This is a genomic window from Pseudoalteromonas sp. SR44-2 (assembly GCF_014163745.1).
GTDB classification, from domain to species: Bacteria; Pseudomonadota; Gammaproteobacteria; order Enterobacterales; family Alteromonadaceae; genus Pseudoalteromonas; species Pseudoalteromonas distincta.
Map to the genome: position 1 here is coordinate 1 of NZ_JACJDW010000028.1, position 23,515 is coordinate 23,515.

Here is a 23,515-nt window from a genome sequence, read left to right on the forward strand (position 1 = left end):
GCGTGAGCAGGACGCGGAAGCTTTGCTCGGTTTTTACTTAGCCCACTAGGTTACAAATCTCGCGCCGCGATTAAATAGCCCCTAGTTTGAACAAATTTTAATCCGCAAAGTTCAACAGACCCTAAAGTTAATAGCTTAAACCTCTCGTTTGTTTTTAACATTCACACTTTTTAGTAATTGACCTTTTGGTCAGTAAAGCTACAATCAATCAATACGTTAAACACGCAAACTCTATAATGACCACACAAATAAAGCCAAATAAAAAAGAAATTACACGCGAGAAAAACCAAAAACTAATTTTAGATGCCGCCGAGCAATTGTTTTCGCAATTAGGTTACGACGGAGCAAGTATGAGCATGGTTGCTAAAGAAGCGCAGGTGCCAAAAGCTAATATTTTGTATTACTTTAAAAGTAAGGATGGTCTGTACGAGTCTGTGATTGACCGCATAATAGCTAATTGGAACTTAGGGCTCGATAACGTCACAATTAACGACGATCCAGCTACCGTGCTTTATAACTATATTAAAAGCAAAGTAATACTGGCCGTAAATCAGCCAATGCAATCTCGCTTATTTGCCAGTGAAATACTGCGCGGTGCCCCTTATTTACAAAACTACTTTAGAACCAATACCCGCCCTTGGGTTAAACAAAAGGTTGATGTACTTCAAGCATGGATGGATGCAGATAAAATGGATAAGGTTGACCCCTATCATTTGCTCTTTACTATTTGGTCTACCACGCAATATTACGCCGACTTTCAGGCTGAGGTTTTACTCGTAATGAACAAATTAGAGTACGACGAAACCGATGTGGCACAAATTACGCAATCAATTGCCCACATAATTTTAAAAGGTATTGGCCTTAAAATACCTGAGCAAAGTGAGACTTAACCCATGACACCCTTTACTACACCCGATTTATTTGACGATCATCGCGATAACGTGCAAGTAGCAGACAGCGGCCTTTACCACTTTGGTAAAAAAAACACGTTTTATGGCAAAGTAGTTACCGTTACCTGCCCAGAAGATAACTCTTTTGCCGCCGATATATTGCATGAAAATGGTGAAGGTAAAGTATTGGTTATAAACGGGTTTGCGAGCAAACGCTTTGCGTTTATAGGCGATATTATGGCTGAGCGTGCCTTAAGTAATGGCTGGGAAGGCGTAATAATAAATGGCTGTTGCCGAGATATAGAAATACTTGCCACGATGAACTTACCTGTAATGGCGCTAGGCTCTACACCACGTAGTACCTTAAAGCGCGGCTTTGGTGATAAAAACCAAGCTATTACCATGCTTAGCACCACCATAGAACCTAACGATTGGGTTTACGCCGATATTAACGGTTTAATCATCAGTAAAACGCCCCTTATTTAGCACTCAAAACCATATAAATAAAGACCAACTTGGTGCATCTGCGCACCAAATTGGTTTGTTTTAGCTCATTTTAATCTCAATATTTTTATAGCCCACACTTACAAATCTCATACAACCCACTAAATCCTGACCAGTTGGACAGGATTTTAATTTATGGCATTCCTCTTGCTTAGTCTAAGCACTATAAAATCAAAACTACCGATTAAAAAGCACAGCTTTAGCAATTGCATTAAATTAGTGATCTATTATAACGAGAAGAAAATGACGCAGTGAGTGCGCTATTTAATCCGATAAAATGATCATGTTTTTAATAAAATTGGTATTCATAATAATAATAACCAGCCCGCTTTTTAATCACTCTTAACTTAATAAGTAAGTACTTGGTCAGTTTTATAATAATGAGCTGCAAATGAGTGATAAAAAAAACAACAAAGGTATATTTTGCAATCACGGTCCTACCCTGTGGCAAACAAACCACTCTGGAGTGCTTGCAAACAATCGCTTAGCTGTAAAAGATGTATTTGCAGTAAAGGGCGAGCGTAACAGCGCAGGCAACCCACACTGGTTTAAAACAGCTAAACCGGCTCAAAATACGGCAAGCTCGGTTAATAAGCTCATGACCGCTGGTTGTAACTTTATAGGCTTTACCCATACTGACGAGCTGGCTTATAGCTTAGAGGGTAATAATATACATTATGGCGCTGCGCAAAATCCTAAATTAAAAGGGCATGCTTGCGGTGGTTCGAGTATGGGGTCTGCAGCAGCCGTTGCTGCTAACTTAGCTGATATTGGCTTAGGCACCGACACCGGCGGCTCAATTAGAATACCCGCCAGCTATTGTGGTTTATATGGCATAAGGCCAAGCCATAACGTGATTGAAAAAGACGGCCTAATACCGTTGGCTCCGCCTTTTGATACCATAGGTTGGCTTACCCAAAGCGCCGAGCTATTAAGCAGCGTTGGCGATATATTATTACCACAACAAGCTATTAATAAAGTAAATACGCTGGTTATTTGCGAAGCACTATTCGAACTCGTTGACCCTGCTTTACAAGCCCCACTTAAACAATTGCTTGAAAAAACCAAGCCTAATTTTAAGCACCATAAAGAATTTGAACTACCTAACAGCAACTTATTAAATGAACTTGCGGATAGTTTTAGAGTACTGCAAGGGCGAGCAATCGCAAAAACGCATAAAGATTGGCTTCAATTGCCGGGGCAACTTCCCCAGTTTGCTCCAGCAATTGCGGCACGTTTTAATATGGCGCTTGCCCTAACTGATCAAGAAGAACAAGAAGCACTAAAAGTACAAACCCAATGGCAAACACTAATAGCTAAAAACCTAAATACAAACAGCTGTTTATTTTTGCCAACCACCCCCACAACCGCACCTAAATTAGGCGCCGACACAAGCGCCTTACGCATGCAAATTATTACGCTTTCGGCAATTGCAGGGCTTAGTGGCTCAGCGCAAGTGCATTTACCGCTGGCTGATTTAGCAAATGATCATCCGTATGGTTTTTCATTAATGATGAGCCACGGTAACGATAAAAGCCTACTTGCTTGCGTTAAGCACCTAGCTGCACACTTTAAACAGGACACACCGGCATGACCACACACAACATTGCATTTACCGCGTCTCATTTTTCGGCCACTGAGGCGGGTATAAATATACTAAAACAAGGCGGTACAGCTACCGAGGCTATGGTAGCGGCTGCCGCTGCTATTAGCGTTGTGTATCCACACATGAACTCAATTGGTGGCGACAGCTTTTGGCTTATCGATAACCCAAACCAAAAAACGCCCACAGCTATTGACGCCTGCGGCCGCGCAGCAACTAATACAACGGCATATAACTCGCTCACGCAAATACCAGAGCGCGGCGGATTAAGCGCACTTACTCAAGCGGGCACAATACGCGGCTGGCAAAAGGCGCTTGAACTAGATGAGCACGCAGCACTACCACTGTCACAAATTTTAGCACCCGCTATTGAGCTTGCGCGCGAGGGCTTTACCGTTACAAAAAGCTTGCAAGCAGGCTGCGAAAAGCTAGCCACTGCTAACAATACCAATAACGCGTTTAAAAACCTCTACATACCCAATGGCAAGCCCTTACAAGCAGGTCAACATTTTAAAAACCCTAAACTTGCAGCAACGTTTGAATACCTAGCAAAACATGGTTTAAACGCATTTTATGAAGGCGCACTTGCCAACTCATTTGCCGCCGACTTAGCAAAAGCAGGCAGCTCAATTACCGCAGGTGACATTGCAAATACTAAAGCCGAGGTAGTTACTGCGCTAAATGCAAACCTCAGTGGTATTGATTGCTACAACTTACCCGCGCCAACACAGGGCGTGCATTCACTACAAATAATTGGTGCCGTAAATAAGTTAAAGCATTTAGCTAAAACCGATGCCGACTGGACGCACTTAATTGTTGAGGCAACTAAGCAAAGCTTTACCCATCGCCCTACCCTTTGGGCTGACCCTGATGTGTTGGGGGATGATTATAAAAACGCACTAACCGATAATCGCCTAAGCGAACTTGCTAACAATATTGATATGAGTAAAGCCAAAAAATGGCCATTTAACGCAGAGCCTGGCGATACTGTGTGGATGGCAGCCAGAGATAAAAACGGGCAATTAGTCAGCTTTATTCAAAGTATTTACTGGGAATTTGGCAGCGGAATATTAATGAGTGAAGGCGGCTTTGTGTGGAATAACCGTGGTTTAAGCTTTAGTTTAAACAATCAAGATACCAACGCTCTTGCTCCAAATAAAAAGCCCGCTCATACACTTAACCCAGCACTGGCAAAGTTTAGCGATGGTCGTCGACTTGCTTACGGAACAATGGGCGGTGAAGGGCAGCCACAAACTCAAGCCGCTGTTTTTGCAGGCTACGCATGGCGAAATAAATCTATTAAACAAGCAATTAGCGACCCTCGTTGGTTACTTGGACGCACATGGGGCGATACGAGTACAAATTTAAAAATTGAAAAAGGGTTAGTTTTTCATATAGAACATGAATTAAATCAACGTGACCACGATTGGGTAAGCGTTGATAATAATAACGAAATGATGGGGCACGCTGGGGCGATTTTAGATACACCTACAAGCCTTGAAGCTGCAACAGATCCTCGTTCAGATGGACGTGCAACAGTAACTAAAGCAGGAACACAATGTCAGAAATAATAAACCAATGGCCAATAGTAGCGGCCTTAATAGCAACCGGTATTTTTGCCGGAATTTTAGCAGGACTTTTTGGTGTAGGCGGCGGTATTGTTATCGTCCCTGTGCTGTATTTTTTACTGCAAGGTTTTGGCGTAAGCCCAGAATCGGCAATGATGATAGCCACCGCTACATCACTTGCAACCATAGTACCTACTTCGCTTTCATCTATTCGCTCGCATCATAGCAAAGGGAATATTGACCTTGCGCTAATAAAATACTGGGCACCATTTATTTTAGTTATGGCCGTTGTAGGCAGCTACTTAGCGCACTCAATACGCGGTAATGCACTGGTACTTATGTTTGCCTGTATTGCTATTTTAGTCAGTTTAAACATGCTATTTAGAGCCGGCGCACCCGCGCTTGTAAAACAACTACCAGGTAAATTTGGTCAAGGCGTTATGGCAAGTATTGTAGGTGGTTTGTCGGTAATGATTGGCATAGGCGGCGGCACTATTGGCGTACCTATGCTAAACGCATTTAATGTACGTGCCCATGTTGCAGTAGGTACTGCGGCCGTTTTTGGTTTATTGATTGCGCTACCTGGCGTTATTACCTTATTAAGTATTGGCACAACGCCAACCGATGCTCCCCTAGGTACGTGGGGGTTGGTTAACCTCCCTGCCTTTTTTCTTATTATTCCGTTGACTATTTTATTTGCGCCTATTGGCGTAAAAATTGGTAGCAAGCTGGATCAAAAACAACTAAAACGCGCCTTTGCCGTTGTCTTAATGATAACCGGCATACGCATGCTTATTCAGACTCTGGGAGCCTAAAATATGTTTAATAACACGCAAGTTCAAACCTTAAACCCACCACAGCGTTTATTAATGGGACCAGGCCCTATTAATGCCGATCCTCGTGTTTTACGTGCTATGTCGGCGCAGCTTATAGGCCAATACGACCCAGTAATGACCGGTTTTATGAACGAAACCATGGCACGTTACCGCGAAATTTTTAAAACCAAAAACGAATGGACCATGCTAATAGATGGCACATCGCGCGCAGGTATTGAAGCCGTATTATGCTCAATTTTACGCCCAGGCGATAAAGTCCTTGTGCCAATTATGGGGCGCTTTGGCCACCTACTTGCTGAAATAGCAGAACGCGTTGGCGCAAAGGTGCACACAATTGAAGTACCGTGGGGCGAAGTGTTTACGCCAGAACAAATCGAAAAAGCCATTGTTGATGTAAAACCCCATGTACTTGCTATGGTACAAGGCGATACATCCACCACCATGAACCAACCTCTTGAACATATTGGCGATATTTGCCAAAAGCACGATGTACTATTTTATTGCGATGCCACCGCCTCTATTGTTGGTAACGAACTTCCTGCCGATGAGTGGAAACTCGATGCACTTTCTGTTGGCCTGCAAAAATGTTTAGGCGGTCCTTCTGGGTCTGCGCCATTAACACTTAGCGATAAATGCGCCGAGTGGATCCAAAAACGTAAAAAGGTAGAGGCAGGTATTCGCACGGCCGACCATACCGACGGCACAGAACCCTTTGTACGCTCAAACTATTTTGATTTAGGCATGATCATGAATTACTGGGGAGAGGAGCGCCTAAATCATCATACCGAAGCCACCAGCATGCTGTACTGCGCCTCAGAATGCGCCCGCATAGTCATTGAAGAAGGCGTGGATAACTGCGTATCGCGCCACAAATTACATGGCGATGCCATGCTAACAGGCATTCAAGCGCTCGGCTTAAATGTATTTGGCGATTTAACGCATAAAATGAACAACGTACTGGGTGTTTATATACCCGAGGGCATTAATGCCGATCACGTACGCGGACAAATGCTAACCGATTTTGGAATAGAAATTGGCACCTCATTTGGACCGCTGCATGGCAAAATTTGGCGTATTGGCACTATGGGCTACAACGCCCGAAAAGATGCTGTATTACAAACACTTGCAAGCTTAGACGCTTGCTTACATGCCAACGGTTACAAAGGCCCTAAAGGCGAAGCCGCCATTGCTGCCCTTGCTCACTATAAATAAAAAAGGATTTAGCATGACGATTGAATGCCCACAACATAGCCCTTTATTAGATAAAGAACTTGCTGATGAATACGCTACACGCGCTTTATCTCGCTGTAAAACCCTCAGCGCACTATCGCAAATGCAAGCCGGTATTCACCGCGTGTACTTATCAAAAGAGCACAAAGAGTGTAACGCCGTTACTGCATCGTGGATGGTTGAAGCAGGCATGCAATCGTGGCAAGACGAAGTGGGCAACCTTTGGGGGCGACTTAAATCATCAAACCCACATGCTAAACGTTTAATTATAGGCTCGCACCTAGACACCGTACCAAACGCAGGTGCGTTTGATGGTATTTTAGGTGTACTACTGGGGATAGAAATTGCAGCGCTTGCACATAAGTTAAAGCTCGACCTGCCCTTTCATTTAGATGTAGTGGGCTTTTGCGATGAAGAAGGCACCCGCTTTGCCACTACTTTAATTGGCTCAAAAGCACTCGCTAACGAATTTGACCCACAGTGGCTAAACATTGAAGACACAAACGGCATAACAATGCGCCAAGCCATGCTGGACTTTGGTTTAAACCCTAACGACTATGCAAAAGCCGCACTAAACAAAAACGAATTACTAGGTTACTGGGAAACTCATATTGAACAAGGTCCTGTACTCGAATCGGTTAATCAGGCGTTAGGCGTTGTAACGGCTATTGCAGGGGCAAAACGCGCCATGCTTACCCTAACAGGCCAAAGCGGTCATGCAGGCACTACGCCTATGAATTTACGTCAGGATTCGTTAGCAGGCTGCGCCGAATTAGTAACCGAAATCGAAAAACTAGCAAGCAATGCTAAAAATGGCGAAGTTGCCACCGTAGGGCAAATACAGTCTCGCCCTGGGGCTACAAACGTGATTGCAGGCAAAACAACCATAAGCCTAGACGCACGTGCACAAAGCGACACCGATCTCGCTAACTTACTAAGCGCCATACAAAGCAGCGCACAATCTATAGCAAGCAAACGCAATTTAACACTTGATTGGCAATGGACTCATGCCGCCGATGCCGTAGCGTGCGACACTAAAATTCAGCATTTGTTTTCAAGCGCATGTAAACTCAATAACCAAGCATCGCCTTCACTTGCCTCAGGCGCAGGGCACGATGCAATGGCAATCGCTCCAATTTGCCCCGTTGGCATGTTGTTTATACGCAGCCCTGGCGGTATAAGCCATCACCCAGCAGAAGCGGTTATCGACAGCGATGTAACAAAGGCACTCAGTGTAATGTACAGCGCGCTCTTACTTTATGTGAAAGAGTGTGAGTGATTTAAGGTAATCGAGTAAACCAAGTATATTAACTTGGTATGCTTAGGGGCTTAAACCTCCTCAAAGTCATTTGGAGGTTATTACTGAAGGCAGGTAAATGCAGGAATATACGTTATTTAAAGTAGCTTTATCGGGCTGCCCTTTGCTCTTTTAGGCTAAGGCGTTTATGTGAGCTATATACATGTTGAATGCTTATACCATTAACCAAATATGCATCCATTTCGACGGTAATTAAACCCGATAATGGCTTGATTTCTAGAACACCCAACTCACCTAAATTTGCAGATAGTAAAGTATTATTCCTAATAGCTAACAAAGTTTTGTCAGTATCTCGTAAGTCACCATTCACATATAATTTAGCACCACTAAACCAAGTGTTAATTATTTCAACTTTGATTGACTTAATAGTAAATTCAAAGGATTTTCTCATCAGATCTCCATACCCAGAAATGTAATTATTATACTTTATGTTTTTATGTGTTTGGCGCACAAACACTTTCTTTTAATACCCGTTTAGTCGATGCTGGGTAATTTTTTAGTGCAGCCAAAGGGCGAATTGGCCGCTGAACCAAATTACCTGTTTTGTCGGCCTCGCTCCCAACAAAATAATTTACTCAAAAAAACATACAATCCCTCGAAACAGCTAACAAGCTGCAGGTTAACTCTTTTTTTTATTTTTATTGATAAACAAACCATAGCCGAGTTCATATTTTGATTCAATCGATTACTGTATTTTACGTGGGATATAAAAGGGAGTTTTAATGGTGTTTTGATTGGCGTTTTAAAAGGCATTATGGTGGCTATAATTGACAAGAAAATCAAAATATAGCTACCCGTTTTCTTTAATGCTTATTTAAGGTCTTATTTAATCGTTACCTTAGCATCACTTACCCATGTTTCAGTTATAGCTTCATCATTTTTATCAACTAAATACGCGCGTATGTTCACCGGATTGTTGTTAGCTTGTTTGTAGTCAAACGCTAATCGCCATTGGTTTGTACCAACTACCGGATAAACTCCAATAGGTTCTAGTATTTCACCGTTGCTGGCTTCAACAATCGGCTTTATACCACTTTTGTTATCTAAGCCTTTAAATACTGGACCTTCAAAATCAATCACCATCTTGTTAACACCTTCAGGAATAGGCTGGCCGGGAATTCCGCCTAAGCCTTGGCGAGTATTTACAACGCTTGCAAGCGTTTTTGATTTTGGATCGAGTGGACGCCATTCAATATCATAAGAAAAGGTAAACTCATCACCTTTGCGCGCCTCTTTTTCGGGCAACCAGTAGGCAACAATATTGTCGAACGTTTCATCTTTTGTAGGAATTTCGATTAACTGTACTGCGCCTTTTCCCCAATCGCCAGTAGGTTTAATCCACGCTGATGAACGCTTATTGTAAAATACGCCGTCGTCTTGGTAGTTATTAAAGTCACGATCTCTTTGGATTAAGCCAAACCCTTTTGGGTTCTCATCAATAAAACTATTGGTCGACACCGACTGAGGATTATTTAATGGGCGCCAAACGTATTGACCCGATCCTGTGTGAATCGCCAGGCCATCGCTGTCGTGAATTTCTGGGCGCCAATCTTTAGCTTCTGTTTTATCTTTTTGTGAGTACCAATACATACTGGTTAATGGCGCTACGCCTAAACGCTCAACATCTGCGCGCATATACAAATTTGCCGTTACAGAAGTAATATGGCCTTTGGCTTCTTTGTTATCTTTGCTTAAACCAAATCGATAAGCACCAGTGATAGAAGGCCCTTCAAGCAATGCCCAAACAGACACACTTTCACCTTTTTTCTCTGCAGGGCCAATCCAAAATGCAGAAAAGCGCGGAAATTCTTCTGGCTGATTCATACCCGTATTAATTGCAATACCTCGAGCCGACAGTCCATATTGCCCCTCTGGCCCGTCGGTACGAAAATAAGACGCGCCTAAAAAAGATATCCAATCGGGTTTCATATCTGGGCGCATTATTCTAAAGCCTGCAAATCCAAACCCCTCTGGGAGATCGTGAGCTGGGCTGTCATCAGGCATATCAAAAACATCATTACTAAAAGGTACATTTTGAACCTGATTTTTATCGTCTCTGATGTAAATACTTACAGGCTCTGGAAAATATCGGCCAGGGTAAAATAATTGTACGGGCGCCTTTTTTCCACTTGGATATAAGGTTTCATCTTCTTTAAAGCGTATTTTCCAATGTTCGTCATACGTAATTTTATCGATAAGCTCAGGGGCTGGTACTGCAGTTGGCGTATAGGGCTTTTCGGCTGAAGCTTTTGCTAGGGCTTTTAAGTCTTCAAATGAAAACTGCGTTTTATCTACTGCTTCTGTCGCGTAAGACGACATCGAAGTGCTAAAAATAATTGCGATAAATAACTTTAACTTCATAAAAAGAATATCCAATAAATTGAGTCAAATAAAAATGGGAACGCTGCACGAACGTATGTTTAACTTAAAGTTCTGTATGGATATTACGTGACGCAATATGAACTAGCGTTTACTAAAATATTGTTATTTGACTATAGGACCTCCCATAATTATTTTTTTAGGGTATTGGTTTTAAGGGAAATTGCGCGCGTTTGATGATATCGCTGAAGTGAAAATAAGTGGAGATAGGGCAATTTATTATTAGATCGCTGATATTCAAATGGATAAGGGTTGTATTTAGGCGGTGGAAAACAAAGAGGCTCACCACTTTTAAAACTTGCAATTAATGGCTGAATTTTACTTGGCCTTCACTTCAGGGCATATTTTGAAGTTAATTTTTCAATGGCATTTTTAGCTTCTTTCAAACTTACACCAAGAGCAAAATGTATTTTTATCTTATTTTAATTATTCTTATTGGCTACTGGTTAAATAGCCTTTCGCATTTTATTTAATAACTCGTAGCATGCTTTATACAACAGTATTTCCATGTCTTCGTTATGATAAAAAGGACCCCAACGAAAAAAGCCTCTTAAGCTAAATTTTTTAGCTATGAATTCGCGCCACGTAACAGATTTAGAAACGCTGAACGTTTTAATCGTCTTGTTGTGTTTAATGTTATACAAGCGCGATACTAGCTTAACTTTTGGTCGCCAAAATAGCGGAATAATAGCTGTATCAAAATCTATAGTGAATGCATCACCACCATGCAAAGTAACTATAACAACATCTAAACCAATATCTGACTTTTTAGGCTCTTTAATAGATGAGATGCTGTGAAGACAAAAAATATCCTCAAGCTTCTTGTGCATATGATCTTGTAGTGAATCGCCCGTTATATAAAAAAACGACTCTACCTTAGAAAAATGGCTGTTATTAGCTACAGCTAACGATCCCAAATAAACATTTGGCTTTTCAGAGCTAAACCAATCGAATAGCAAATTTAAATTCCTTTTTTACTTATGCCGAATAAATAGGCCGTAAGGTTCTTATCTAAGGTTAGGATGAAGGAGCAAAAACCAGTTTTTTTTATTCTGCTTTACGGTTTATGTATTTACGCTCAACTCTTTTACGACGTAATTGAATACCAAGTAATGTCCCTAATAAAACAGCAACAACATGCAGAAAAGCTGGAATTAAATATATCAGAGGATCCATTGATATTTCTAATAAAATGTATAGTAAGGCACCGACACTTAGATCAATGAGGCACCGCAACTAAAAAGGCTTGCTTATAGGACTCGCTGTTTGCTTATAGCCTAGGTAACAATAAACGATTAAAGAGGTTACAAATCCGAGGACGTAATAAGTAAAAGTTAATGGGGTACTTTGAGTCATTTCATCAAAGCCAACAATCTTTGTTGCTATTGTTGATAAAGCAACTAGCAATAAATACAAGCCTACTGAAAAGAGTACAATCCTAGAGTATTTCACGATAATCCTTTAGTAATATAATTAGGCTGTAGATTTGAATGCTAACGCCTTGCTAAGCGGCGTAAAATTGTTGGCTAAAATTAGTGAGGCATGAACGCAAGCCAACTGTTTTAAGTCCGTTTAAGCAACTTGTTAGGCTTAATTGCGCGATATATAGCTATTGGCTGAAGCATAATCCTCGGATATCTACAGGTTCGAATCATTGCTTCTAAACCGTCAAATCCTCTAAACATTCCTCGAAAAGCACTTTCTACTGACAAATGCTCATTACCTTCTTGCTCAAGGTCTTCACTATCAAATTCCTCCATAGGATCAAAACCTTCGTCATCTCTTTTAGGAATTGAAGTGATTACCCCTAACATTGTCACTTTAATGGTTGGCTTTGAGCCAAATAAAAAGTGTACTGATTCAGTATCATCATCGAGGAAAAACTCCCTTTTAACATTTGACATGACATGGAAGTTCATAAAATCAGAAAACGGGTAAAGACGTACATTAAATATATTTGGCAAAAATACGTTTACCCAAGTTTTAAGCCCTTCGATAATCCACTCATCGACTTTACCAACCAACTTAGTGCAAATTAAAGTATCTAGTGAGTTTTCAAGTTCTTTTAACTCATTTATTTTCTTATTTTTTTGTGAACCATTTTTAATTTTGCTGATGTCTTCTTTCATGACTTTTATATTATCAAAAAAGCCCTCTAACTCAGGAGCCTCTTTTAAACTTGACTTGATACTATTATTAATAAAGCCAGTGACATCCTCATAATTATCAGCTATTCGAGTTATTCTTTCATAATCTTCTAAAACGATATGTCCTTCAGCTTTTACACATAAAGCACTTTCAAATATATCAGTAGCAGTACCTGACTCAACATGTTCTTTAGTAACATCCGTTCCAATTTCAGCAATGTAGCCATGCTTAAATAGTTCTCGTTCTAATTCCGTATATACCTCATGATGACTCACTCTGACTTCTTTCAGACCTTGTGATTCTGTCTCTGTTCCACCAGCTTCATGTTTGAATATTTTAAAATTATAATTGCGTAGATTTTTACTATTTTCAGAAGAGTTTGACGATACTTCATACGTTTGCAAAATCCCTCCTGAAACTTGACTATAAAGGGAGCTTACCTTACTCATATCCAAATAAATAAAATCTTTAACTTCTTCCATGTTACCCACTTTGATTTTAAGCCTAACATCTTATTGAACACCACTCTGGGGGTTTATAACACCCCAAAACGGCGTATATTACATTGTTCAATAATTCCACTAAATAACTTTAATGTAAACAAGTAATTAGGCATGTTATAAAAAGCCCTTTGTTATTTTGCTCCAAAACGACTTTTAATAATGTTATTGGACAAACTAAAATAGCTATTTATAGAAACAGCTCGCTTTGAAGGTTTACTTACTACTTGTTAGGGGCTTTATACGTTTCAATAGTTAGCGTTTGACCTTATTCGGTAGACAAACTCGAGTAAAGAACAAAAGAAGTAATAGAAAAATTTTGGCTTTATGTGCTTAGCGTGTAATTAGCTCAAACACTAGTTAAATAAGCGAGCCTTAACATACTAATGATACAGGCCCGCTGAGGTGTTTATGATAAAAACGAATGAATGAGGTATTTACTTTACATCAAAGTTCACATGGTCAAAGTATGGGTTTTTCTCTCGCGCTTTAAGTACGCTGATTGTAGTTAGCACAATGAGTTGCAGCTCGCTATTTACGCTAACAACTATGCATTCGTCTCTATTAGCATTGCGTTTTGTGTCAGTTGCTACGCCACATACACCATCGCCATTTTTTAATATAAGCTCAATGCTTAAATGGTGCATACAGGCAATTTCGATGTAGTCGTATTGGTTGCAACTGATCATAATGTCCTCTTTATATGTTATTTAGTCGGTTTAAAAATCATTAAAAAAGCAATAACAACAAGGTTGGCTATATACCACAAATCTTTAATTACAAATTGCCCTAAACGATCCAATAAAGTGGATGAACTAAATGCACCGGTTGCGGTAATTAAGAATGTTTGGGTCATCATAAATACGCTTAAACACGCTAAGCCACTTACAATAATTAGCTTTTTATTATTTAAAAATAGCCCTAAGCCCAATAACACAGCAAATAATACATCAAACCCGCCAATCATGTTAGACGCGCCTTGTACGCTAAATACCGTGTATAACCACGACATAAATGGTGAGGTTTCTACTAAACTTACAATGCCTTTTGCTTCAAATTCATAAAACTTCATGCCGCCAATCCACAATAAAACCATAGCAACCGGTATAAAGTTTAAAAGTACGTGTTGTTTGTCGGTAAGTTTGTCTTTATAAAACAAAAATACATACAAAGGCACTACAGCAAAGTATTTAATTATGCCCTGCCCGCTACCAATGATTGGAAAGCCACCAAGTTGCGCCATCCAACGGTTACTGGCAAATAAGGTAAGTAATGCAACCAAACTTATAATTGCTGCAAGTAAAAGTGCTGGCGTAGGTTTCATTAGTTTAAGGTGAGCGAGCACGGTGGCAAACGCTAAGGCAATCATAAAGGAGCCACTAATTAAACCTAATGCAGATACAGACATTAGTGAGTCAACGCCATAAAAACTAAACGTAGCCGTTAACGTATTAGGGTTTGATCCTAACGCAAACGACAAGCCAAGTAGTAAAAAGCTACTCGTTAATAAAAAAGTAATCACGTTATTGGTTAGTTTTAAGTTCATTGTATTTCCAAGTATTCGTTGAGGTTTATAAAGACCTTACGAACCTATAAAACAATTCAAGCTAACTCTAAAAAATTAGAGTTAATTAAGCACACTGTAAGCTCTTATCGGGTAATGTAATCAATCACTTTAGTTTATAGTTTATTTCCTCTTTATTAATAAAATTAAATAAGTCTAATATTCATATGATGTGCGTCATCTTTTTTATTATTAAATGAAGTAGAATAACGTCGCCTTTTCAATAAACAGAATGCAAGCATTTCTAAAACTTAGGGATATTTTTAATGAAGGGTACTGATATTCGAGTTACCTCTGGACTGATTTCTATAGCCATTGTTTTACTACTTTGGTTTGCTGTACCGCCTCCGCAAGGTGTTACCGAAAACGCATGGCATTTATTGGCTTTATTTGTAGGCACCGTGGTTGCCATTATTGGAAAGGCGATGCCAATTGGCGCGATAGCAATTTTAGCCATTACTGCTGTTGCATTAACGGGAGTGACTAATAGCAGTCCTTCGGGCGCTATTAAAGATGCATTAAGTGGCTTTTCTAATTCATTAATTTGGTTGATTGGTATTGCTATTATTATTTCTCGGGGTTTAGCTAAAACTGGTTTGGGAAATCGTATTGGCTATAATTTTATTTCTCTTTTTGGTAAAAAAACAGTTGGTATTGGCTATGCACTCGCACTTTCTGAACTTGTTATAGCGCCTGTAACGCCAAGTAATACCGCGCGAGGCGGCGCTATTATTCACCCAATAATGAAGTCTATAGCAACAAGCTTTGGCTCTTCCCCTGAGGAAGGCACATCTCGTAAAATTGGGCACTACCTTGCTTTAGTTAGCTACCATATAAACCCTATTACATCAGCTATGTTTATTACCGCCACGGCTCCTAACCCGCTAATTGTAAAGCTGATTGCTGATGCTACTGGTGCAAATATTAGTATTACTTGGAGTACGTGGGCGCTGGCAGCGCTTGTTCCTGGTTTGCTATGTATTGCCCTTGTGCCTTTGGTTGTTTATGCCATTTACCCACCTGAAGTTAAAAGTACGCCCGACGCTAAAACCTACGCAGAATCTAAATTAACTGAAATGGGCCCAATGAGTTACGGCGAAAAAATAATGGTGGGTGTTTTTGCTATGCTGCTTGTTTTATGGGCCGGCGTACCTGCAATGATTTTAGGGGCTGACTACGCAGTTAACACAACCGCAGTGGCTTTTTTAGGTTTGTCGGTTTTATTAGTGACTGGTGTATTAAGCTGGGACGATGTACTTAAAGAAAAGTCTGCGTGGGATACCGTCGTTTGGTTTTCTGCATTAGTAATGATGGCCACTTTTTTAAATAAACTAGGTTTGGTAACGTGGTTTTCAACACTTGTTGAGAGCAATATTGCGCAACTAGGTTTTGACTGGATTGTATCGGCCATTATATTGGTAGCTGTATATTTTTACGCACATTACTTTTTTGCCAGTACTACAGCACATATTACTGCTATGTTTGCCGCATTTTACGCCGCAGGTTTAGCGCTTGGCGCACCGCCTTTATTTTTAGGTTTACTGTTAGCTGGCGCTTCATCACTGATGATGTCGTTAACGCATTACGCAACGGGCACATCTCCCATAGTGTTTGGCTCAGGCTATGTATCATTAAAAGACTGGTGGGTAATGGGCCTTATAATGAGCATTATTAATTTAAGTGTATGGGGAATTATTGGCGGGCTTTGGTGGAAAGCACTTGGGTATTGGTAATATTGTCTTTGTTAGTTTGGCTTGCACATTTAATACTGCGCACTTGAGTTTAGTAAAAACTCAAGTGCTTAAGCCCTAAAAATATAAACATTAGGGCTGTTATAAGGAAGCATTCTGTTTTTTAAATTTATAAAGGCAGCATATTCAGACCGAGACTATTTATTAAGCCTCAGAAAACTGACTATGGTTGAACACTTAGAAAATGCCGAGTTATTTTTAACATGTTTTAAGGCTTGATGACCAATATGACTGCTCCCATCTTATAGTTTTAAATGAGGTACCTATTGGTACTTTAAAATACCGAATGCACGCCCAATACGTTGAAATAATGCAATTATAAATACATCCATTGCACCAAAATAAAGGGTATGGGAAAGCGGTTATTAAACAAGTAATTACAAGTGCGCAGTCAAAACCTATTAAACCCGCAGTGCTTAAAAACAACCCAGCATTAGGACTTTATAAGCGGCTGGGTTTTACTATAACGGGTGAGGATAATTACGAGTACCACATGCAAACGCGGGCTACTCGTAGCTAAAATTAGTCGCTTTGATCTCTGAAGTCTTTTTTTCTGAAAATAGTTAAATGCCAACCCCAATGCAAAGAGCCTAATCTTAAAAAGATAGTCGTGAAAAATGAGCCTAAAATACACCAAATGTAATCCACATTAAGGCTAAATAAAGCGGCATAAACTGCACCACCCGCTAAACACGCAGAGGCGTAAGGTTCGCTGCGCATAACAGTTGGCACCTCACGGCAAATTACGTCACGTATTAAACCACCAAATATACCTGTAGTGATACCCATGGTAATTGCGACCACCATGCCAGAGCCATTAATGAGTGCTTTTTCTATCCCCATAATATTAAATAGCGCCATACCAACAGCGTCTACCAATAAAAAGTAGTAATTATTAACGCGCGGTAAATATCGAATAAAGGCAATTGTTGCTATAACGGCCCCATAGGTTGAATATAAATACTCTGGGGTTGCAATCCAAAATACCGGTTTGTTTAAAAGTATATCTCTGAGGGTACCGCCCCCTAGTGCAGTAACGGTTGCAACCACTACGACGCCAAAGCCACTAATGTTTTTTTCATACCCAAGCAATGCCCCTGCAACAGCAAAAAATGCAACACCGAGTAACCCTAGTACCATAAAGTATTCAGCAGTCATGGTAATTCCTTTTTAAAAATTATAAGGAGTTGTATCAACTTACGTGCCAAAAAACATCCTTCAAAAGTTAAATTAACTTTAAAAAATACATTTAAAAACAAAGATGTAACTTAAAATGAATATAGTTTGAGGTTAGGTTTTATGAAAGGTAATATTTGAGAAGGTAATTATTTTAAAAGTAGGTATTTTTTACACATTGTTTATAAGTCGGCCCATAAATTAAGCTAGCGCTATTTATACACTCAAAATAAGCAAGATAGCCTACAAAAATTGACTCGAAGATTAATAGGCTAATACCTATCCAACTTGCAGAATTAATATATTCAAAAATAAAGAAAATACAAACTATTACCCAAAAGCAGTTGGCTATAGCTAACACTTTAATGGCTAATAGGCTTCTTGTTCTTTTAAATGCTAATAAAAGTGCGCATATACCATAAAGTATATTAGCTGCTGTAATAAATTGAAGTGTAGGTAAAGTTAAAGAATAAATTTCGTAGAACCAGGATTGAAAACTAAACAAAGTTAAACCAGCAAGTAAACCTGCTATACCATCAAAGTAGAGTATGTCTAATTTTTTATGTGCAATCACTTTTAATACCCTTCAGCTTTTTAACTGTGCTGCCTTTTTAAGCGCCCACCAACCAATTACTAAGCTCATTAATATACGTACAGGAAAGTAAATAATAGCTGGTAGGCCAAATAACCAATTGGCAAAGCCTTGTGGCATTACATAAAATGCGACCCGCTTCACCCAAAATATAAACTCAACATACTGCGCTAAAAAGTCATTAAGCGATAAGCTTAGTAGCGCTAATTCATTACTTATTAGAACCCATAAGGCATATAAACCAAGCAGACTATCACCCATACTACCAATATAAGATGAGTAGCCTATAAATAATAAAAAACTGCGCATGGTAAGTCCTTCTTAGCTATACCAACAAGTTAAAATACAAACTAGCTAATCCAAAAAATATTAAAAATGGCTTTGTTAATTGCACCCTTTAGACGTTTTAACTAATTGAATATTATTAACACTTGCGTGTACTCCACAGTAAAACATGTAGTTAGAGCAATGATAGTTTTCATCCATAATATTCAAACCATTCTCATCAAATTCTAGCTCAAACTTACAGTTAATATCGTATTCGGGCTCTTGCTCTTCAAACACCAATTTTTTACCCTTTAGTACTAAAGGTAATGGTTCTGTCGCCCCTTCTAACGGTGCTGTTATCGTGCAAATATGAAAGTTAAAGCCCCAGATAAGACCTTCTGTAAAATATTTATCGTCTTTTTTAAATATATTTATATAGCTCGTTTTTAATTTAAAACGCTCATCACTTTCGCTACCATCGTCGTTGAGCATAGGGGTCGCGCTAGTTATTTTGTCTGTTCTTGAATAGCATCCTTCAAATGAGTCTGCATGTGAATATCCACTAAAGACCGCACTTGCTAACATAAAAGCTGTTTTAATCATCACTCGCTCCTTGCTGTAACGTTAAGTTCGCTCAAAAAAACGCCCTGTATCGTCTGTCATTTTTACTGGTAAACCGTTACCAACCATAAAGTGATAAAAACGTAAATCATCAATCAAGTCAGGGGCTGATATTTCTATGTCTCGGTAAGTCGCGTCTCTAAATTTAAACCTTAAGGTATGCTCAAACCGCTTCGTTTGACAGTAAAGTACTTCTTCTAGCTCAGACACCTTTATATTTATACCAAGTAATTTAAATTCACCATTGGCAATATCAATAACTTGTGATTGCTTATTATTTGTAGATAGCCATTCAATAACCACTCCTAAAGAAGATAATCCAAACAAATATAAAAACTGATGCAATAAAGGTTTTTCGTTAATTACTTCCATGTAAAATAGCAAAATGACAATAAATAATGCTGATAAAGCCAAACTATAGACTATTTTAAATCCGGGTAGTTTTTTTTGCCTAGGCAAAGCTGCCATAATTAATATCCTGATTAATCTACATAACTCACTTTTGTTCCTGCTAAATGATCATGTAAACATCGTTTATCTTTTCCAAATATAAATAATGGATTAACAAAACCAGCTATAAATTGACCTACCGAAGGGACAAGTGATAATAGTTGCATACAAAGCATGCGTTTAAAGTAAATTGTAGTAAAGCTTGCTTGTGTACCATCTAAATTTTCAATACGGATAGACATTAAAGATTTACCAATTGTTTGTCCGCGTTGGTACATGAGGTAACCATGAAGCACTAACGTGCTTAATATGCCATAACCTAGCAAACCTGCAGATAAAGTAAGTGTTGGTTGGCTTAAATTATCAAACCCTACGAGTATGAATACAGGTATAAAACAAGCAACACCTAAAACGCCATCAACAATAGCAGCTACTAGCCTATCTGAGCGCGTTGCTTTTTCTCCTGCTACTTTTGATACAATATTTTCAGATGGGTTCTGTGCTTCTCGCGTTTTAATTAAGTCGTCTATTTCTTTTGCTCGATCTGGGTAGGCTTCGCGATCTATAGCTCTCGCTGATGAGTAAAGCTCATCTAAAGTGTAGGTAGAAAAATCAATTTCAGAGTCCATGCAAAAAATCCATATAGTGTTATTAAAAAGCAATCTAACACAACTAATTCAAGCTATTCAATTATTTAAGATTATCAAATAAAAAAGCTACTAAAAAGTAGCCTTTAATTATTAATTAAATACCATTCAATTTGCTGTTAAAAATGCCATTTAACTAGCAAGTTTGGATTATGTTCGGTTTGCCCATCTACACCAAATTTATTTTTCCAATAAACATACTCAATACCCACATCAAGACGAGTGGTATCTAAGCCGAGCATAGGGGCAATATTGTATTTAATCTGCGAGGTAAAGTTAAAGCCACCTTCACTTTTACCAAACATTGTGTCGGTGCTATCTACAATATCTAAAAAGCCATCGTATCTAAAGTTACCTTTGTTATAGCCCCACGTGACTGTTATTTGGTTATTATCTTCACGTTGAATACCTATATCATCTTGAAAACGACGATAATAAGCCACATTAAAATATTGAAAGCCAGGTACATCAAGTGATACACCGCCCCCTAATAAATAGTTATTTTGATCCGTATCTCCCGAGCCATACTCTGTTTGTAGGCCTAAAAACACCTCTTTAACAAAGCTATTTTGTGGCTTGTAAAGAGTAGGGTTTATGTTTAGCTCACCGTACACTTCATCGGGATTACTTAGCCTATCCATAAAGAAGAACGTACTGCCCCATGTATGTCCCGATGCATGCTCTATAGTAACAACATTTCTATCATCTTCCTCCCCTGAAAACGGCTCTAGGTAGTCGGCTCCTGTCATTGCGGTAATACTAAAATCAGACCAAAGCTCTTTAGCCGATACACCTGTAGAGCACATTGCAATTGCAGTTACTAATGCTAATTTTTTTATTGTTTTGATTTTCATTGTTAATCCCTTTTATGATTTTTATTAGTTTAGTTAAGATGATCCGTACTTGCTGAGTAATTTTCTGGTAGTACCAACGTCATTATTATTGCGGTGATACCCGACACCGTCACTGCACTACCAAATATGGCAGTAACTAACTTAGGTGCGTTTGCAAACAACTCCGGTACAAAACTAACACCTAGCCCGAGCCCCAAACTCACCGCAATAATAAGTAAACTTCTGCGATTTATTTTTTCGCTGGCGAGTATTTTGACCCCAGCGGCTGCTACGGTGCCAAACATTACAAGCGTTGCACCGCCCAAAACAGGTTTAGGTATATTTTGTAATACAGCGCCAATCACAGGAAACAAACCAAGAATGATTAAAATACTGCCTATCCACAGGCCAATATATCTGCTGGCAACTCCAGTTAGCTGAATAACGCCGTTGTTTTGACTAAAAGTAGTATTAGGAAAAGTATTAAATAAAGCGGCAATCATCGAGTTAACGCCATCACCTAAAATACCGCCGCGAATACGTGCTAAGTAACTAGGTCCTCTAACAGGTAACTTAGAAACCGCACAATTGGCAGTAATATCGCCTGTCGATTCAATTGCAGTAATAAGGTATAAAAAACCAAAGGCTATGAGTGCACCAAAATCAACATTAAAGCCGTATTTAAAAGGCAGTGGGATAGCAATTAGGTCAAATTCACCTAATTTAAGATTAGCGATACCTAATACAAACGCAAGTAACCAGCCAAGTATCATTGCAACTACCACAGCCGTTAGCCTCACCCATTGGTTTTTACTTGCATTAAGCAGCACCACTAAAGCAACAACCGAAAAACCAACAATTAAGTTGCTCGTTGAAGCAAATTTTTCAGGCATATTAGTAAGTAGCCATTGCCCGCCACCTATATCAGTCATGCCTACTTTAATTAGGTAAATACCAATAGTAGTGATGACCACACCAGTAACTACTGGCTTAATTATTTTGCCTAATTTACTAATAAAAAAACTAATAAATACTTCAACAAAAGCGGCCAAAAAGCACACTGCAAATATAGTGGCAAGGACCTCGTCGTTATTGCCTCCGGTGGCTTTAACGGTAAAGCCTGTTGCTAAAATGGTCCCTAAAAAGGCAAAGCTTGTACCTTGCACACATATTAATCCTGAACCCACAGGGCCAACACGCCGCGCTTGTATAACCGTGCCCACACCAGATACAAATAATGCCATACTAATTAAATAAGGTATTTCTGCAGCTAAACCAAGCACACCACCAATAATAAGCGTGGGTGTAATAATACCTACAAAGCTTGCGAGTACGTGCTGTAGTGCGGCAAAAAATGATTCAGTTACGCCTGGTTTGTCATCAACTGCATATATAATATAGTCAGACGAGCTTGTATTTATTGACATATAAACCTCTACGTTTTGCGAGTTAGCCACTGTATTTGTCTAAGTGATTAACTCATTGTTATTGCGTTAACCGCTTATTTAAGCTGCCCTTCAACGCCCTCAACATAAAAATCCATACCCAACAACGTTTTGTCGTCTATTGTTTTACCCGCATCAATAATCAGCTCACCTTGCTGATTTTTTATAGGGCCAGTAAATGGATGAAATTCACCTTTACCAATTTTCTCTGAAATAGCATTTACTTCACTCACTACATCACTTGGAATGTCTTTACTTAGCGGCGCCAAGCGAGTCATCCCTGAGCCTATCCCTTTCCATATATCTTGCGATTGCCATTTATCGTCAAGTACTTGCTGTACGCGATCTGCATAAAATTCATCCCAGTGATGAACCGCTGCTGTTAAATGTGCTTTTTTACCGTATCCGCTCATATCTGAGTGGTAGCCAATAGCGTAAATACCAGCGGCTTGCGCTGCTTGCAGTGGTGCAGGCGAATCAGTATGTTGGGTAATAATATCAACGCCTTGATCTATTAGGCTATCGGCAGCTTCGCGCTCTTTACCCGGATCAAACCAGCTATTAACCCACACTACTTTTACTTTTGAATTAGGCTTTACTGAGCGCAAGCCAAGCGTAAATGCATTTATACCGCGTATTACCTCCGGAATAGGAAACGCAGCAATATAACCAATGCTGTCGGTTTTACTCATGTGCCCTGCAATAACACCTGTTAGGTAGCGTCCTTCGTAAATGCGATCAAAGTAAGTACTTACGTTTTTTGCGCGTTTATAGCCTGTGGCATGCTCAAACTTTACATTAGGAAATCGTTTAGCCACTTTAAGTGTTGGGTTCATGTAGCCAAACGACGTGGTAAATATTAAATCGTGCCCGCTTTTAGCCAGTTGCGTAATAACACGCTCTGCATCGGCCCCTTCTGGTACGCTTTCGACAAAAGTGGTTTCTATTTTGTCGCCAAACTTTTCTTCAAGGTAGCGGCGGCTAGAGTCATGTGTATAAGTCCAACCGGCCTCACCTATGGGGCTTACATATACAAAGCCAACTTTTACGCTATCTTTTGCAATAGCAGATGCGCTTATGCCTAAGCTCAATGCAACCCCGAGTACTGTTATAAGTTTTTTCATTGTTATTCTCCGTGTTATATTTTTAATATCCTGTTGAAGCAGGTGATTTACCTTATTGATTTTGTAATT

General features: G+C 39.5%; 25 protein-coding genes. 9 read left to right on the forward strand and 16 right to left on the reverse strand.

Going from position 1 to position 23,515, the window contains the following annotated elements:
* The first annotated feature begins 236 nt into the window (after window positions 1-236).
* The 7 genes from H5115_RS15465 to H5115_RS15495 all read left to right on the forward strand — a co-directional run bounded on the left by H5115_RS15465 (window position 237) and on the right by H5115_RS15495 (window position 7,910).
* A complete protein-coding gene (locus tag H5115_RS15465; protein WP_007584328.1) occupies window positions 237-890 on the forward strand; it encodes a TetR/AcrR family transcriptional regulator in 654 nt (217 codons plus the stop codon).
* A 3-nt stretch (window positions 891-893) separates the two neighbouring features.
* A complete protein-coding gene (locus H5115_RS15470; RefSeq protein WP_182756177.1) occupies window positions 894-1,376 on the forward strand; it encodes a putative 4-hydroxy-4-methyl-2-oxoglutarate aldolase in 483 nt (160 codons plus the stop codon).
* 409 nt (window positions 1,377-1,785) lie between these two features.
* Entirely contained in the window at window positions 1,786-2,988 is a 1,203-nt protein-coding gene (locus tag H5115_RS15475; protein WP_182756179.1) for an amidase family protein, read from the forward strand.
* The gene (locus H5115_RS15480) at window positions 2,985-4,568 is read left to right on the forward strand and encodes a gamma-glutamyltransferase family protein (RefSeq protein WP_182756181.1); all 1,584 of its coding nucleotides are present in this window, start codon (window positions 2,985-2,987) and stop codon (window positions 4,566-4,568) included. The genes H5115_RS15475 and H5115_RS15480 overlap by 4 nt, the downstream gene beginning before the upstream one ends.
* Entirely contained in the window at window positions 4,556-5,380 is an 825-nt protein-coding gene (locus tag H5115_RS15485; RefSeq protein WP_010553591.1) for a sulfite exporter TauE/SafE family protein, read from the forward strand. Before H5115_RS15480 ends, H5115_RS15485 begins: the two co-directional genes overlap by 13 nt.
* 3 nt (window positions 5,381-5,383) lie before the next feature.
* Entirely contained in the window at window positions 5,384-6,613 is a 1,230-nt protein-coding gene (locus H5115_RS15490; protein ID WP_182756183.1) for an alanine--glyoxylate aminotransferase family protein, read from the forward strand.
* Window positions 6,614-6,626: 13 nt separating this feature from the next.
* Window positions 6,627-7,910: an allantoate amidohydrolase gene (locus tag H5115_RS15495; protein WP_182756185.1), complete on the forward strand. Its 1,284-nt coding sequence runs from the start codon at window positions 6,627-6,629 to the stop codon at window positions 7,908-7,910.
* A gap of 127 nt (window positions 7,911-8,037) precedes the next feature.
* On the opposite strand, the gene H5115_RS15500 is transcribed toward H5115_RS15495, so the two are convergent.
* From H5115_RS15500 to H5115_RS15530, 7 genes are all read right to left on the reverse strand, one after another.
* Window positions 8,038-8,340, reverse strand: coding sequence for a hypothetical protein (locus tag H5115_RS15500; protein WP_182756187.1), 303 nt, complete (start codon window positions 8,338-8,340; stop codon window positions 8,038-8,040).
* Between the two features lie 431 nt (window positions 8,341-8,771).
* Complete coding sequence (locus tag H5115_RS15505) at window positions 8,772-10,310, reverse strand: glucan biosynthesis protein (RefSeq protein ID WP_182756189.1); 1,539 nt, start codon at window positions 10,308-10,310, stop codon at window positions 8,772-8,774.
* 464 nt (window positions 10,311-10,774) lie between these two features.
* A complete protein-coding gene (locus tag H5115_RS15510) occupies window positions 10,775-11,287 on the reverse strand; it encodes a hypothetical protein (protein WP_182756190.1) in 513 nt (170 codons plus the stop codon).
* 88 nt (window positions 11,288-11,375) lie between these two features.
* The gene (locus H5115_RS20260; protein WP_259396414.1) at window positions 11,376-11,504 is read right to left on the reverse strand and encodes a hypothetical protein; all 129 of its coding nucleotides are present in this window, start codon (window positions 11,502-11,504) and stop codon (window positions 11,376-11,378) included.
* A 386-nt stretch (window positions 11,505-11,890) separates the two neighbouring features.
* Window positions 11,891-12,958 carry a hypothetical protein gene (locus H5115_RS15520; RefSeq protein WP_182756191.1) on the reverse strand — a complete coding sequence of 356 codons (1,068 nt, stop codon included), beginning with the start codon at window positions 12,956-12,958 and terminating at the stop codon, window positions 11,891-11,893.
* Window positions 12,959-13,413: 455 nt separating this feature from the next.
* A complete protein-coding gene (locus tag H5115_RS15525) occupies window positions 13,414-13,665 on the reverse strand; it encodes a Rho-binding antiterminator (protein WP_008133487.1) in 252 nt (83 codons plus the stop codon).
* A gap of 17 nt (window positions 13,666-13,682) precedes the next feature.
* A complete protein-coding gene (locus H5115_RS15530; RefSeq protein ID WP_182756192.1) occupies window positions 13,683-14,522 on the reverse strand; it encodes a DUF417 family protein in 840 nt (279 codons plus the stop codon).
* A gap of 284 nt (window positions 14,523-14,806) precedes the next feature.
* Here H5115_RS15530 and H5115_RS15535 point away from each other — a divergent pair, with 284 nt between their 5' ends.
* Together H5115_RS15535 and H5115_RS20380 are read left to right on the forward strand one after the other, a co-directional pair.
* Window positions 14,807-16,273 (forward strand): DASS family sodium-coupled anion symporter, encoded by a 1,467-nt coding sequence (locus tag H5115_RS15535; protein WP_182756193.1) that lies wholly within the window; start codon window positions 14,807-14,809, stop codon window positions 16,271-16,273.
* A 349-nt stretch (window positions 16,274-16,622) separates the two neighbouring features.
* Window positions 16,623-16,811 carry a GNAT family N-acetyltransferase gene (locus tag H5115_RS20380; RefSeq protein ID WP_259396415.1) on the forward strand — a complete coding sequence of 63 codons (189 nt, stop codon included), beginning with the start codon at window positions 16,623-16,625 and terminating at the stop codon, window positions 16,809-16,811.
* Window positions 16,812-16,813: 2 nt separating this feature from the next.
* Here the strand turns inward: H5115_RS20380 and H5115_RS15545 are convergent, their stop codons facing one another.
* From H5115_RS15545 to H5115_RS15585, 9 genes are all read right to left on the reverse strand, one after another.
* Window positions 16,814-17,449: a trimeric intracellular cation channel family protein gene (locus H5115_RS15545; RefSeq protein WP_004334621.1), complete on the reverse strand. Its 636-nt coding sequence runs from the start codon at window positions 17,447-17,449 to the stop codon at window positions 16,814-16,816.
* 172 nt (window positions 17,450-17,621) lie between these two features.
* Entirely contained in the window at window positions 17,622-18,041 is a 420-nt protein-coding gene (locus H5115_RS15550; RefSeq protein ID WP_182756194.1) for a hypothetical protein, read from the reverse strand.
* Window positions 18,042-18,053: 12 nt separating this feature from the next.
* Window positions 18,054-18,368 carry a hypothetical protein gene (locus H5115_RS15555; RefSeq protein WP_182756195.1) on the reverse strand — a complete coding sequence of 105 codons (315 nt, stop codon included), beginning with the start codon at window positions 18,366-18,368 and terminating at the stop codon, window positions 18,054-18,056.
* A gap of 75 nt (window positions 18,369-18,443) precedes the next feature.
* Entirely contained in the window at window positions 18,444-18,929 is a 486-nt protein-coding gene (locus H5115_RS15560; protein WP_259396416.1) for a hypothetical protein, read from the reverse strand.
* Between the two features lie 21 nt (window positions 18,930-18,950).
* Window positions 18,951-19,415, reverse strand: a complete 465-nt coding sequence (locus H5115_RS15565; protein ID WP_182756196.1) for a hypothetical protein — start codon at window positions 19,413-19,415, stop codon at window positions 18,951-18,953.
* Window positions 19,416-19,429: 14 nt separating this feature from the next.
* Entirely contained in the window at window positions 19,430-20,026 is a 597-nt protein-coding gene (locus H5115_RS15570; RefSeq protein WP_182756197.1) for an RDD family protein, read from the reverse strand.
* Between the two features lie 137 nt (window positions 20,027-20,163).
* On the reverse strand, window positions 20,164-20,898 hold the full coding sequence (locus H5115_RS15575) for a DUF5020 family protein (RefSeq protein WP_182756199.1): 735 nt from the start codon (window positions 20,896-20,898) through the stop codon (window positions 20,164-20,166).
* 29 nt (window positions 20,899-20,927) lie between these two features.
* Window positions 20,928-22,304 (reverse strand): uracil-xanthine permease family protein, encoded by a 1,377-nt coding sequence (locus H5115_RS15580; protein ID WP_182756201.1) that lies wholly within the window; start codon window positions 22,302-22,304, stop codon window positions 20,928-20,930.
* Between the two features lie 74 nt (window positions 22,305-22,378).
* Window positions 22,379-23,446, reverse strand: a complete 1,068-nt coding sequence (locus H5115_RS15585; protein WP_182756203.1) for a BMP family ABC transporter substrate-binding protein — start codon at window positions 23,444-23,446, stop codon at window positions 22,379-22,381.
* Between the last annotated feature and the right edge of the window lie 69 nt (window positions 23,447-23,515).

What these genes read in the sequence shown, in the direction of transcription:
- H5115_RS15580 (WP_182756201.1), bottom strand. Translation starts at nt 22,304, where the DNA reads ATGTCAATAAATACAAGCTCGTCTGACTATATTATATATGCAGTTGAT.
- H5115_RS15565 (WP_182756196.1), bottom strand. Translation starts at nt 19,415, where the DNA reads ATGGCAGCTTTGCCTAGGCAAAAAAAACTACCCGGATTTAAAATAGTC.
- H5115_RS15500 (WP_182756187.1), bottom strand. Translation starts at nt 8,340, where the DNA reads ATGAGAAAATCCTTTGAATTTACTATTAAGTCAATCAAAGTTGAAATA.
- H5115_RS15560 (WP_259396416.1), bottom strand. Translation starts at nt 18,929, where the DNA reads ATGATTAAAACAGCTTTTATGTTAGCAAGTGCGGTCTTTAGTGGATAT.
- H5115_RS15480 (WP_182756181.1), top strand. Translation starts at nt 2,985, where the DNA reads ATGACCACACACAACATTGCATTTACCGCGTCTCATTTTTCGGCCACT.
- H5115_RS15520 (WP_182756191.1), bottom strand. Translation starts at nt 12,958, where the DNA reads ATGGAAGAAGTTAAAGATTTTATTTATTTGGATATGAGTAAGGTAAGC.
- H5115_RS15530 (WP_182756192.1), bottom strand. Translation starts at nt 14,522, where the DNA reads ATGAACTTAAAACTAACCAATAACGTGATTACTTTTTTATTAACGAGT.
- H5115_RS15535 (WP_182756193.1), top strand. Translation starts at nt 14,807, where the DNA reads ATGAAGGGTACTGATATTCGAGTTACCTCTGGACTGATTTCTATAGCC.
- H5115_RS15545 (WP_004334621.1), bottom strand. Translation starts at nt 17,449, where the DNA reads ATGACTGCTGAATACTTTATGGTACTAGGGTTACTCGGTGTTGCATTT.
- H5115_RS15475 (WP_182756179.1), top strand. Translation starts at nt 1,786, where the DNA reads ATGAGTGATAAAAAAAACAACAAAGGTATATTTTGCAATCACGGTCCT.
- H5115_RS15485 (WP_010553591.1), top strand. Translation starts at nt 4,556, where the DNA reads ATGTCAGAAATAATAAACCAATGGCCAATAGTAGCGGCCTTAATAGCA.
- H5115_RS15585 (WP_182756203.1), bottom strand. Translation starts at nt 23,446, where the DNA reads ATGAAAAAACTTATAACAGTACTCGGGGTTGCATTGAGCTTAGGCATA.
- H5115_RS15525 (WP_008133487.1), bottom strand. Translation starts at nt 13,665, where the DNA reads ATGATCAGTTGCAACCAATACGACTACATCGAAATTGCCTGTATGCAC.
- H5115_RS15575 (WP_182756199.1), bottom strand. Translation starts at nt 20,898, where the DNA reads ATGAAAATCAAAACAATAAAAAAATTAGCATTAGTAACTGCAATTGCA.
- H5115_RS15490 (WP_182756183.1), top strand. Translation starts at nt 5,384, where the DNA reads ATGTTTAATAACACGCAAGTTCAAACCTTAAACCCACCACAGCGTTTA.
- H5115_RS20260 (WP_259396414.1), bottom strand. Translation starts at nt 11,504, where the DNA reads ATGGATCCTCTGATATATTTAATTCCAGCTTTTCTGCATGTTGTTGCT.
- H5115_RS15470 (WP_182756177.1), top strand. Translation starts at nt 894, where the DNA reads ATGACACCCTTTACTACACCCGATTTATTTGACGATCATCGCGATAAC.
- H5115_RS15570 (WP_182756197.1), bottom strand. Translation starts at nt 20,026, where the DNA reads ATGGACTCTGAAATTGATTTTTCTACCTACACTTTAGATGAGCTTTAC.
- H5115_RS15465 (WP_007584328.1), top strand. Translation starts at nt 237, where the DNA reads ATGACCACACAAATAAAGCCAAATAAAAAAGAAATTACACGCGAGAAA.
- H5115_RS15555 (WP_182756195.1), bottom strand. Translation starts at nt 18,368, where the DNA reads ATGCGCAGTTTTTTATTATTTATAGGCTACTCATCTTATATTGGTAGT.
- H5115_RS15495 (WP_182756185.1), top strand. Translation starts at nt 6,627, where the DNA reads ATGACGATTGAATGCCCACAACATAGCCCTTTATTAGATAAAGAACTT.
- H5115_RS15505 (WP_182756189.1), bottom strand. Translation starts at nt 10,310, where the DNA reads ATGAAGTTAAAGTTATTTATCGCAATTATTTTTAGCACTTCGATGTCG.